We start from the raw sequence: 12,460 nt of genomic DNA, 5'->3' as shown, positions 1-12,460 counted from the left end.
TAGTAATGGTCAATATTTAACCAGCTGTCAAGCCGCAGCTAAACCGCTTTCGATCATTTTTAAAATTCTCTACTATGGACTGCCATAGGTCGATTGCAGACAAGGAGAAAGGATGCAATACCACCGTTTGCCCCATTCCTCGCTAGAGGTGAGTAAAGTGTGCTTAGGCACCATGACATTTGGTGAGCAAAATAGTGAAGCTGACGCCCATGCGCAGCTCGATCTTGCCTTTGAGCGGGGCGTGAATTTCATTGATACCGCTGAAATGTATCCCGTTCCCCCCAGCCAATCCACACAAGGTTTAACCGAACAGTACATCGGCAGCTGGTTAGAAAAGTCCGGGAAGCGCGATCGTGTTATCCTCGCCACCAAGGTAGCCGGACCACGCAATGTCCCCTATATCCGTGACAATATGTCGCTTAACCGACGCCATATTCATCAAGCCGTTGAGGATAGCCTGACACGACTAAAAACCGACTATATCGATTTGTATCAAGTGCACTGGCCACAGCGGCACAATAATTGTTTTGGTAAGCTCAATTATCCGTATCAAGATGAACACTCTGGGGTCACCATCCTCGACACGCTGGATGCGCTGCATGAGCTTGTCCAAGCAGGAAAAATTCGTTATATCGGTGTCTCAAACGAAACGCCTTGGGGCGTGATGCGCTATTTGCATCTGGCAGAGAAGCACGGCCTCACGCGTATCGTCTCTATTCAGAACCCTTATAATTTGCTTAACCGCACCTTTGAAGTCGGCCTGTCGGAAATCAGTCATCATGAAGGGGTCGAGTTGCTTGCGTACTCGCCGCTCGCGTTTGGCGCGTTGAGCGGAAAATATTTGCAAGGCGCACGCCCGAAAGGGGCCCGTTGTACACTGCACCAACGCTTCGCGCGCTACTTTACCGAGTCAGGGCAAAAGGCCACGCAAGAGTACGTCGATCTTGCCCAACGCCATGGCCTCGATCCTGCACAAATGGCACTCGCGTTTGTGAATAGTCGTCCTTTTGTCGCGTCTAACATCATCGGTGCCACGACGCTAAAACAGCTCGAGAGTAATCTCGATAGCTTGGATCTGACGCTGAGTGACGATGTGCTTGCCGGTATTGATGAGATTGCTAACTGCTATCCCAACCCCTGCCCTTAGATCGCAAACGGCAGCCAAGTTGGCTGCCGCGCAGTGTTTTATTCGAGGATGGTGCGGCGTATCAACCGATACGCCGCTTCCTGGGGCCCATTATAACCACCGCCATCGTCGTCGCCATGTCACAAGATAACGTTTGGCCGCAAATTGTGTGCTAACGGGCAAAGCATCTTGTTTGTCAGGCGCAATACCAATATCACGTTGTAGGTGACGATTTAACGCCACATCTGTGTAGCGGTAACGGTGTGTGCTCGCGCGACGCTGACGAATCATATCCAAACGCACCAGCGCTTGGGCTAAGGGTAATAAAGATAGTTGAGTCATGATGGCTCTCCTTTTCGGTTACAGGAGGCCACAGGCATAAAGCGAAGTGGGACTGCAAACTGGCCGCGTTATACCTGCGACCAGTTACAGTTGGACGCAGAGTCAGATGCGTGAGCGGGTATCCTGAGCCAAGTGGTTGGCACAGTAACGCGCAGAGGCAACGATGACATCGAGTTTTTTCATCGGAAAATAAGTCATGGCATTAACCTCCTTGAGCATGTGAATCTGCGTGAATGGAGCTAATAGTATTCAATAACTTATAATTAATATCAATAAGTTATATAAATATTGTTCAAATAAAGCGCAACACTCTGTCTAGCAATAAAGACATGGGGGATTGTGCTAACCAGTCCGCTAATCATCGATAAAACTCAATCAGTTGTGCTATCGACGTGATATTAGATGCCTTTATGACCGGTACTGATGCGCTATTATCGAGGCGTCACAAGAGGAAGGGGAATGGCGCGAGCGACCCTACGTTTAGCCGCCCGCTAATCATGCTATGTGTCTAATAATGCTATGTGTGTTGATGATTGCTTATCAATGACGCCTCGAGTGCTGAACAATCAGCAAAGTCTTTAAGCCCGTGTCAGTTGCGTCATTTCTTCGCGGACTTGTGGTACGGTTAAGCCGACAATAATTTGGAAGCTATCACCATTACGTACCACGTTTACTGCACCATGTTCTTGAAAATATTGCGTTTCCGCTACTTTTTCAGGCTCATGTACCTTGATACGTAACCGCGTGGCACAATTGGTGAGCAGGGCTATGTTGTCTTTACCACCTAACCCTTCAATAAACGCGCTCGCTTGTCCGCCGTCAATCACACCGCTCGATGAATCACTCTGTTGCGCGCCCTTATAGTCGGCTTTGGTATAAAGCTTCGCCTCTGCGCTGCCTCGACCAGGGGTGGGAATATCAAACTTCAAAATCAACGCGCGGAATACCACAAAGTAGATGGCGGTAAAACTCAGACCGATAAGCACTTGTGCAATATATGTGGTGCCATGCAAGCTGCCTAGTGGTAGCCAATTTTGAAAAATAAAGTCGATAAGTCCGGTTTGAAAGTTGCCTGAGACACCAAACCAATAGGCAATGGTTGCCATGGTAGCCGCCAGTACCGCGTGGAGTGCAAACAATGCCGGCGCGATGAACAGGAAGGTAAACTCAATCGGCTCAGTGATCCCCGTAAGAATGGCCGTCAATGCCGCACCGAGTACTAAACCGAGCACCATCTTCTTGTTTTCTGGTTTCGCGGTTGCGTAAAGGGCCATGGCAATCCCCGTACAGCCAAAGACTTTACCCATCCCAGTCAACATCAAGCCACCTTGTGGGAACTGCTCGGTTAAAGGCGCAGGGTTGCTGGCAAAGTTTTGGATATTTTGAATCCAATGCGCCACCGTGCCGCCATCCACCGCGACGGGTCCATAGAATACGGGACCGTAGACAAAGTGATGCAGACCCGTTGGGATCATAATTCGCTCAAGGAAAGTGAACATCCATACCCCGAACGATCCCGCACCGACTAAAAAGGTTTGTAGATTATTAATGCCGTGCTGAATACTTGGCCAAGTAAAACAGGTGATAATCGCCATGAGTACCATGATGGGGAAACTCACAATAACCACCAAAGGTGTGCCACCAAATACCGCCGCCCAGTTTGGCAGTTTTTTGTCGAAGAAACGGTTGTGAACCCAAACGGAGAGGCTAGCAATTACGATGGCGCCCAATAGGTTAGTATCCAAAGTAAGTATACCGCCCACATCAGTAAGCCCACGCTCACCCTCCACATAGTTCACCCCAAGCTCAGGTCCCCAAAACTGTAAAATGCCACCAATCACATAATTAAAGGTGATGTATGACACCAGTGTGGCAAGCACTGCGCGCCCGGATGCAGATTTTGCTAGTGCTATCGGTAACCCGACCGCAAACACTAACGCCATATTTTTAAACACCGCCAACGAGGCTTGGAGTAGGATCGTTGACACTTTTACCCATGCACTGCCTTCCACTGCCCAAGGAAAGAGATCTTGGTTAAGCAGCATCACCGATAAGCCTAATAACATACCGGCCGCAGGAAAGAGGAGCACAGGGACAAACATTGCTGCGCCAAAGCGCTGGATCATATCTTTCATGATGATCGCTCCCAGATGTTGGCCCCAGATAGTGTCTGGGGCATAGTATTATTGTTGAAATTGAGGTAGATAGTCCGCATTAACGCGTAAAAGCTCATCGACGATTTGTTGCGCTTTTGGCACATCCACGACGGTGCGATTAAGCGTGAGCGCGTTGACCAGTGTTTGTCGATCCCCGCTAAACCACGCATCCACGACCAGCTTTTCGTAGCCGAGTTGGCCTTCTATCAGTGCTTTTTGGAACGTAGGGATGGTGCCAACGGCAAAACGTTTCGGGCCGTCATTGGTTAACGCTGCCGGAATTTCAACCATGGCATCATTCTGAATATTTGGAATCGCGCCATCGTTTGGCACGATAACCAGATACGTCTCGCCACGGTTATATGCCAAAGAGGCCGCCACACGAACCATATAGCGCCCATGAATGTCTGCGTGTAGGTGCTCATTAGCGGTAGTGCCCGCGGCAATGATGCGCTCATTCAGGCTAAACACCCGCTTTTCTCGCCCATTGATCACTTGGCGCGCACGCGTATTAGCAATATCTTCTTTTTCCACCATTTTTTCTGGATATAAGTAGTATTGCAGGTAAGTATTGGGTAAATACTGCGGATTGTCTTTTAGCATGGTTTGCATGTTCTTGAACGTTGCTTGCCATGAAGGGTCATCAGCAATTTCTGGATCAACGGCACTGATCCCCTCTTCCAAAATGATGCGTTTAATCTCATCGGTCAGGTCGACACCTTCTCGGTTTCGTACCTTGGTAAACCATCCAAAGTGATTCAGCCCAAAGTATTCCGGCACCAAGTCCCAGATTTCGCAGCCGAGTAATTGCGCATAACTCACCATAATGGCAGCGGGCATGTCGCAGATGTTTAGAATGCGGTTGTCATGAGGAAACTCTCGCTGTAAGGCTTCAGCGACAATGGCTGCGGGATTGGTATAGTTTAAAATCCAAGCATCCGGAGCAAAGTGACGGATGTCATTCACGAGAGTGATCATGTCTCCTATCGAGCGTAGTCCATACGCCATGCCCCCCGCGCCACAGGTTTCTTGACCGACACAGCCATAAGAGAGTGGAATCTGCTCATCACGCTCACGCATCGGTAACCCACCCGTGCGGATCTGAATAAAGAAGAAATCGGCATCTGAAAATGCGGTTTCTTTATCCGTGGTATAAACGAACTCCTCGACCTCGGGATAGGCCTCGCGCAGCAAAATCTCCGTCGCTTTGGCATTTGAGGCTTGTCTTTGTTCATCAATGTCATAGAAGGTGATTTTGCTTAGCGGAAATGCTTCTTTTTCAGCAATCAAGCTATTGATCATCCCCAATGTATAGGTGCTTCCACCCCCGACGATAGTGAGCTTTTGTGGTTTCATCATCGTGTCTCCTCTTAATATGTATCTTTAATGTATTACATAAATAACACATTAAGAATACACAAAAGGGCGTTTATTGATCGAAGGCACAATGAAAATCTATTTATGTACTTCAAATGTATTGTCGATCACAGTTTGTTATGATGGGGAATGCAGCCAAAAGGAGCCGACATGTTGAAACCTCGCTACATGCAAATAGCCGATTTACTCACTGAGCAGATTAAAGATGGCACCCTGACACCAGGCGCGATGATGCCGACTGAGGCCACGCTACAGGCTACCTATGACGTCAGCCGCGTCACGATACGTAAGGCGATGAAGGTGTTGGTTGATAATGATCTCCTCTACCGTGTCCGAGGTAGCGGCAGTTATGTAAAAGCACCTAAAGCACAGCACAACGCCTTTCAACTGATGGGCTTTATCGAAGAAGTCTCAGCGCAAGGCAAAACACCCAGCTCAAAAGTGATCGCATTTGAAACGTCACCTTGCAGCCATACAATTGCCAGCAAGTTAAACGTGGAGGAAGGGACGTTGATTTATGAAATACAACGTCTTCGTTTGATTGATGGCGAGCCAGAAATCCTTGAGTGCACGTACCTGCCAGTGGCCATGTTTACCGATCTCAGTATCGAAGTGATGCAAACATCAAAGTACGACTATATCGAGCGACATAAGGGGATGCAGATCGCGAAAAGTCGCCAATGTGTCTGGCCAGATAGCACGTCAACCTCACTCGCCGCCCTCCTCAACACCCGTGAAAATTCGCCCATATTACGGGTCGAATCAGTCAGCGAGCTTGTCGACGGGACACCGTTTGAATATACAGTGAACTACTTTCGCTTATACCAGTACAGCTTTGAATTCATCGCTCACCGCCAAACACCACAATGATCCATTTCCTCGAGACGTCTCGGTTGCGTTGTTGAGTATGAGGTGTAGTCTGACCGGGTTACCTTACTTCGACGGAATATCTGATGAGAACAAAAGCAGATAGATGGCGCCATGCTATCGGTTTTGAATTAACGGGCTTGATCTTAGTGGTGTTAGGGCTCAATTGGATCCTTGGCGCAGGCATCGGTCATCTTGGGATCATGGGGGCGATTTTTTCTGTGCTTGCCACCCTTTGGAATTATGTCTACAACATTGGCTTTGATAAAGCGATGCTGGCTTGGCGGGGCTCAGTGCTCAAAACCTTACCGCTGCGTCTGCTGCATGCGGTGATCTTTGAAGCCGGTCTGCTGGTCGTAACCATCCCCTTTATCATGTGGTGGCTGTCGATGAGCTTTTGGCAAGCACTCAGTATGGATATTGGGCTCGTGGTATTTTATCTGGTATATGCGTTTGTTTATAACTGGCTGTACGACTATCTGTTTCCGATCCCAAATACGCAATCCCAGCAGGGCTGAGTCTGCCAGCCCTAAGCGTCACTCGTACAAAGATTTACTGACGGAAGGTACGCGGCGAGGGGATCAAGTTGTGTTTGTTCAATAGCCGATACATGGTCGCACGTGACACACCGAGCTCTTTGGCCGCGGCCGATACTTGTCCCTTATTTTCTTCAAGGACGGCGATCAGCGCGTCTCGTTCAGACTCTTCACGGATTTTACGTAAGCTTTGTTTATAATCCCCCTGACGGGGCAGATCTAAGTGCTCCGCTTCAATCACCAGATGATCGGCCAACAATACTGCCCGTTTCACCTGATTAATGAGCTCGCGCACATTACCTGGCCACGAGTAACTGCTTAACACACGCTTGGCCTCATCGGAAAAGGTCCTCGCCTGTGTGTTGTATTGACGTGCAAACTTAAGCAAAAAATATTCTGCCAAATCAGGCACATCTGGCTGACGGTCTTTTAATGAAGGCATATTAATGCGCAGTACGTTTAACCGGTAATACAGATCCTCACGAAAAAGCCCCTCAGCCACGCGTTTTTCCAAATCCATGTGGGTCGAGGCAATCACACGCACATCCAGGTCATGCTCATATTTATCATGACTGATATCCAAGGTGCCCTCTTGCAATAAGTGCAATAAGTGCCCTTGTAGATGCAGCGGCAGATCACCAATCTCATCAAAAAAGAGAGTACCTTTATGGCATTGACGAATTTTGCCATGCGAGTGCTCGTCTCCCAATAACGCCTGCTGCATTTGTTCATCCGCAAGCGCTGAGCATTTAATCGACTCAAATCGCGCCTTCGCACGGGTTGATGCATGATGAACCGCTTGCGCCACCAACTCCTTACCTGTGCCGCTCTCACCGGCTATCAATACAGACACGTCGGTTGGCGCAACACGCCTGACCTGATCACGCAACTTTTTCATCGCGGGGCTGGCGCCTTCCAAACCCATATCGCTATGATCGCCAAGTTGCGGCCATACTTGTCGCTCAAGGCGCAACATGCCCAATTGGTGACCAATGGTACTCATCAATTGCGAGTTAGGGACAGGCGAGGTGAAGTAATCAATACAAAAGCTGACAATAAACTGGCAGATCGCTTCGTTATTAAGTTGGTTTTCTCTTACTAAGGCTAACCAGCGCACCTGTTTGTTGCGATTAACCAGTGACGCCACCCCATTGAGGCTGAAGTCATCATGACTTAAATCGACAATACCTATACAGGGGCCGATATCTTGTAGCAATGACTGTGCAGCTCGCAAATCATAACAGCGATGACAATGCCAACCGGCTTGCTCAAGGGTCGCTAACCAAGGCTCATATGTCCCGCCAACAACGACGAGTGAGCTCAAGGTTTTGTCATTCCCCGAATCGAATCCCATAACACCTGCCTTACATCCAGTCTGTCTTTTTTGCCAGCGAATCAAGCCCCTATTATAAAGAAGGGCAAGTTCTAATCTGTCTCAATAAAGAGACATACGATGGGTTGTAATACGGATAATTGTAGCCAAATATCTGAAAAAGCCAGATAAAATATCGCAGGTTTATGAAAAGACAATGACGCAAGGCGCAAAAAAAGCGGCTCAATGAGCCGCTTGTTCTGTGGTCTGTCCAGTGTTAACTGCCTTGCTGTGGGCGCATGGCTGGGAACAAAATCACATCGCGAATCGTATGCGTGTTGGTGAATAACATCACCAATCGGTCAATACCAATTCCTTGTCCCGCCGTCGGTGGCAAACCATGCTCGAGTGCGTTGATATAATCCGCATCGTAGTACATAGCCTCATCATCACCGGCATCTTTAGCATCGACCTGAGCTTTGAAACGTTCATCTTGGTCTTCTGCGTCGTTAAGCTCCGAGAAGCCATTTGCCACTTCACGCCCACCGACGAAGAATTCAAAACGGTCGGTCACAAACGGGTTATCATCATTGCGACGCGCCAGCGGTGAAATATCGGCCGGATATTCGGTGATAAAGGTTGGCTGAATCAACTGTGGTTCAGCCGTCTCACCAAAGATCTCTTCCAGCAACTGCCCAGTCGTCCAGAATGACTCAACACTGATCTTGAGTGATTTCGCTATCGAGGCAAGGTGGTCACGATCTTGTACCGTCTCATACGTCAGCGCCTGAATATCAGCATGATCAGGGTTATATTGCTTGATAGCATCGAGCATGGTCATTCGCGGATAAGGCCCCGCGAAATTAATTTCATGCTCACCATAAGGCAACACAGACTGCCCCATCACGTCCAGCGCGACGCGAGAGAGCATGTCTTCCGTAAGATCCATCAGATCATTATAATCGGCATACGCCATATAGAATTCCATCATCGTGAATTCTGGATTATGACGCGGTGAGAGCCCTTCATTACGGAAGTTACGGTTCACTTCAAACACACGCTCAAAGCCGCCGACAACCAAACGCTTTAAGTAAAGCTCTGGCGCCACACGTAAGTACATGTCGATATCAAGCGCATTATGGTGGGTGGTAAACGGACGCGCGGTCGCACCGCCTGGGATGACGTGCATCATCGGCGTTTCCACTTCCATAAAGTGTTTTTCCACCATGTAATTACGGATGGCGGTGACCACATTAGAGCGTACCTGGAAGGCGTGACGCGACTCTTCGTTGACAATCAGATCGACATAACGCTGACGATAGCGCAGCTCTTGGTCGGCCAGCCCATGAAATTTTTCCGGTAGCGGACGTAGGGCTTTCGTCAGCAGCTGGTAGCGCTCCATGTTGACATACAGATCGCCTTTTCCAGATTTATGTAGCGCACCGTGCACACCAATGATGTCACCGATATCTAAACCTTGGTACTCGGCTTTCAACGCCTTTTGCACGTCTTTTGACGCATAGGCTTGAATACGGCCCGAAACATCTTGCACCACCATAAATGGGCCACGTTTAGCCATGATGCGGCCCGCGATGGTCACTTTATGGTCCAGTGTTTCAAGTTCCGCTTTTTCTTTCTCGCCAAATTCAGCTTGCAAGTCAGCCGCTAGATGCTCACGACGGAAATCATTAGGATGGCCGTTTGCCTTGCAGTTTTCACGAATGTGAGTGAGCTTGGCGCGACGCTCGGCAATCAGCTTATTTTCATCTGGTAACTGGTCAGTCATAGAAAACCCTTTACATTAATTCGTCATTACAGGCCAGATTTGAGGCTGGCTTCAATAAATTTGTCCAAGTCGCCGTCGAGAACGGCCTGCGTGTTGCGGTTTTCAATACCGGTACGCAAGTCTTTGATGCGCGAATCATCTAATACGTAGGAGCGGATCTGACTGCCCCAACCGATATCTGATTTGGCGTCTTCGTTGGCTTGTTTTTCCGCGTTTTGCTTTTGTAGCTCAAGCTCAAACAACTTCGCACGCAGCTGTTTCATCGCTTGATCTTTGTTTTTATGCTGTGAACGATCGTTTTGGCACTGCACCACAGTGTTGGTCGGCACGTGGGTGATCCGAACCGCTGACTCGGTGGTGTTAACGTGCTGCCCACCCGCGCCAGAGGCACGGTACACATCAATCCGCAAATCTGATGGATTAATATCGATCTCAATGTTGTCATCGATTTCCGGATACACAAACGCCGAGGCAAACGAGGTATGGCGACGGCCCCCCGAGTCGAAAGGCGATTTACGCACAAGACGATGAACGCCCGTTTCAGTACGTAACCAGCCGTAGGCGTATTCACCGGTGATGCGTACTGTGGCAGACTTTAATCCAGCCACATCCCCTTCAGAGACTTCAATCACATCGGCTTTAAAACCTTTCGCATCCGCCCAGCGCAAGTACATGCGGAGCATCATGTTGGTCCAATCTTGCGCTTCGGTACCGCCTGACCCAGCTTGCAGGTCAATATAGCAATCAGACGCATCGTGCTCACCAGAAAACATGCGGCGGAATTCTAGCTTGGTTAGCTTGGCTTCAAGCTCCACCAGCTCCGGTTCCACTTCGTCGAAGGTTTCTTGATCGTCTTCTTCGACCGCAAGCATCAACAGTTCGTTGACGTCTTCGCCGCCTTGAGTCAGTTGATCAATGGTTTCCACCACCGCTTCTAGTGAGGCGCGCTCTTTCCCTAGCGCTTGCGCACGTTGTGGCTCATTCCACACGTCCGGTTGTTCTAACTCGGCATTAACTTCTTCTAGACGCTCTTTCTTGGCATCATAGTCAAAGATACCCCCGAAGGACATCGGTACGTTCGGCGATATCGGCGAGGCGATTTTTGATTGGATTAATCTCAAACATGGTCAAGCATCTTCATTGTTAGCGGAAATTTAACCGCCGAATTTTAGCGAATTGTCGCGCCAATAAACAGGGCGTGATGGAAAAAGCCGCACATTTAAGCGGCTTCAAGGTGAGAGATGATCAACTGAGCGCTACGGTTTCCGCGAAACTCATTGATATCGAGGCGGTAAACGAGCCGTAGCGTCTTGGTGCTGGGATCCGGCCAGCGACGCAAATCAACATTAAAGGCAATGGCGTCAATCATGGTGCCACCGCCCTCGGGCTCGACCATCAATTTTAAGTGTTTTCCGCCCACCAGTTTTTGCTGCAGCACCTTAAAAATGCCATCGAACTGCGGCTCTGGGAAGCCTTGCCCCCAAGGGCCGCCTGCTTGAATGATTTCTGCTGTCTCTAACCCCAGTTCGTGACTTTGTAAGGGACCATCACTTAACAAGACACCTTTTAAGTCGTCCTCACTGATCTGCTCACGTACTTGGCTATCAAACTGCTTGGCGAACGTATCAAACTGTGCTTCGTCGATGGTCAATCCGGCCGCCATGGCATGGCCGCCAAACTTTTTAATTAATCCAGGGTTTAAGGTATCAATCCGATCCAATGTATCGCGCATATGCAAACCAGGAATCGAACGCGCTGAGCCTTTTATCAGTCCATCACCACCATCGGCAAACGCAATCACAGGGCGGTGAAATTGATCTTTTAAGCGCGAGGCAAGGATCCCTATCACTCCCTGGTGCCAATCTCGCTGAAAAAGTGCCAGCCCCACCGGCAACTCACGCTCAGACTGCTCGGCAATCAAGCGCTCACACCAAGCCACGGCTTCTTGCTTCATTCCTTGCTCAATGTCTTTGCGGGTTTGATTGAGCGCATCCAACTCAGACGCCATACGTCTGGCAGCATGAATGTTGTCGCATAGCAACAACTCAACCCCAAATGCCATGTCATCCAAACGCCCCGCGGCATTGATCCTCGGCCCCAATGCAAACCCGAAATCACTAGCGACAAGCGTGGCCATGTTGCGATTGGCAACCTCGATCAACGCTTGGATCCCTGGACGGCAACGCCCGGCGCGGATCCGCTGTAAGCCCTGATGAACCAGGATACGGTTGTTACTGTCCAAGGCCACCACATCGGCGACCGTGCCCAGCGCCACCAAATCCAGCAAGTCGGCTAAGTTAGGGACGGTCAGTCCCTGCTGCTCAAACCACCCTTGGTCACGTAAATGCGCGCGCAGCGCCAGCATCAAATAAAAAGCAACCCCGACACCGGCAAGTGCCTTCGACGGAAAACCACAGTCATCAAGGTTAGGATTCACCATGGCATCGGCATTGGGCAATGTTTCTCCTGGGAGGTGGTGGTCAGTCACCACCACTTGCATGCCTAACGCTTTGGCGCGCGCCACACCCGTCAGCGATGACACCCCGTTGTCCACGGTCATGATAAGCTCTGCTCCCCGCTCAGCGGCTTGATCGACCACCTCTGGGCTTAAGCCGTACCCATCGTCAAAGCGGTTTGGCACCAAGTAATCGACGCGGGTGGCGCCCATCATGCGTAAGGCTTTGACGGAGAGTGCTGACGATGTCGCGCCATCGGCGTCGAAGTCACCCACAATCAAGATGGATTGATGAGCCTTTAGCGCCTCAGCCAGCAAGCTCACCGCGGTGTCGATCCCCGTTAACGCTTGATATTGATGCAATCCAGCCACACTTCGATTGAGCTCGCTGTCTGCTTGTAAGCCGCGGTTGGCGTATAAACGCTGCAGTAACGGCGGAATCGCATCGCTGAATGCCGGCGTAACCGACGGCGTACGTCTTTTTATTTCTATCATGAAGTTGT

General features: G+C 49.7%; 10 protein-coding genes. 3 read left to right on the top strand and 7 right to left on the bottom strand.

Annotated elements, in window-relative coordinates:
- Positions 1-112 precede the first annotated feature (112 nt).
- Positions 113-1,147 carry an NADP(H)-dependent aldo-keto reductase gene (locus tag BZG20_RS05130; protein ID WP_077578298.1) on the top strand — a complete coding sequence of 345 codons (1,035 nt, stop codon included), beginning with the start codon at positions 113-115 and terminating at the stop codon, positions 1,145-1,147.
- 90 nt (positions 1,148-1,237) lie between these two features.
- Here BZG20_RS05130 and BZG20_RS05125 read toward each other — a convergent pair whose 3' ends face one another.
- The 3 genes from BZG20_RS05125 to BZG20_RS05115 form a co-directional block, all read right to left on the bottom strand.
- Entirely contained in the window at positions 1,238-1,468 is a 231-nt protein-coding gene (locus BZG20_RS05125) for a hypothetical protein (protein ID WP_077578297.1), read from the bottom strand.
- A 578-nt stretch (positions 1,469-2,046) separates the two neighbouring features.
- Positions 2,047-3,603, bottom strand: coding sequence for an alpha-glucoside-specific PTS transporter subunit IIBC (locus BZG20_RS05120; RefSeq protein ID WP_046075085.1), 1,557 nt, complete (start codon positions 3,601-3,603; stop codon positions 2,047-2,049).
- 48 nt (positions 3,604-3,651) lie between these two features.
- Complete coding sequence (locus tag BZG20_RS05115; protein ID WP_241829518.1) at positions 3,652-4,983, bottom strand: 6-phospho-alpha-glucosidase; 1,332 nt, start codon at positions 4,981-4,983, stop codon at positions 3,652-3,654.
- Between the two features lie 168 nt (positions 4,984-5,151).
- Here BZG20_RS05115 and BZG20_RS05110 point away from each other — a divergent pair, with 168 nt between their 5' ends.
- Both BZG20_RS05110 and BZG20_RS05105 read left to right on the top strand, forming a co-directional pair.
- Positions 5,152-5,871: a GntR family transcriptional regulator gene (locus BZG20_RS05110; RefSeq protein ID WP_077578296.1), complete on the top strand. Its 720-nt coding sequence runs from the start codon at positions 5,152-5,154 to the stop codon at positions 5,869-5,871.
- Between the two features lie 83 nt (positions 5,872-5,954).
- Positions 5,955-6,386 carry a PACE efflux transporter gene (locus tag BZG20_RS05105; RefSeq protein ID WP_077578295.1) on the top strand — a complete coding sequence of 144 codons (432 nt, stop codon included), beginning with the start codon at positions 5,955-5,957 and terminating at the stop codon, positions 6,384-6,386.
- A 34-nt stretch (positions 6,387-6,420) separates the two neighbouring features.
- Here the strand turns inward: BZG20_RS05105 and BZG20_RS05100 are convergent, their stop codons facing one another.
- The 4 genes from BZG20_RS05100 to recJ all read right to left on the bottom strand — a co-directional run bounded on the left by BZG20_RS05100 (position 6,421) and on the right by recJ (position 12,452).
- A complete protein-coding gene (locus BZG20_RS05100; RefSeq protein WP_046075082.1) occupies positions 6,421-7,758 on the bottom strand; it encodes a sigma-54 dependent transcriptional regulator in 1,338 nt (445 codons plus the stop codon).
- A gap of 235 nt (positions 7,759-7,993) precedes the next feature.
- Complete coding sequence (gene lysS, locus BZG20_RS05095; protein ID WP_046075081.1) at positions 7,994-9,502, bottom strand: lysine--tRNA ligase; 1,509 nt, start codon at positions 9,500-9,502, stop codon at positions 7,994-7,996.
- Between the two features lie 26 nt (positions 9,503-9,528).
- Positions 9,529-10,627, bottom strand: a protein-coding gene (gene prfB / locus BZG20_RS05090; RefSeq protein ID WP_108743078.1) for a peptide chain release factor 2 whose coding sequence is annotated in 2 segments (ribosomal slippage) — positions 9,529-10,551 and positions 10,553-10,627 — 1,098 coding nt in all. Because the reading frame shifts where the segments join, the coding sequence is not laid out codon by codon here.
- A gap of 94 nt (positions 10,628-10,721) precedes the next feature.
- Entirely contained in the window at positions 10,722-12,452 is a 1,731-nt protein-coding gene (recJ, locus tag BZG20_RS05085; RefSeq protein WP_046075080.1) for a single-stranded-DNA-specific exonuclease RecJ, read from the bottom strand.
- Positions 12,453-12,460 lie beyond the last annotated feature (8 nt).

Source organism: Salinivibrio sp. IB868 (genome assembly GCF_001995655.1).
GTDB classification, from domain to species: domain Bacteria; phylum Pseudomonadota; class Gammaproteobacteria; order Enterobacterales; family Vibrionaceae; genus Salinivibrio; species Salinivibrio siamensis.
The sequence above is the reverse complement of the archived record's forward strand: the minus strand, read 5'-3'. Positions and strand labels throughout refer to the sequence as shown.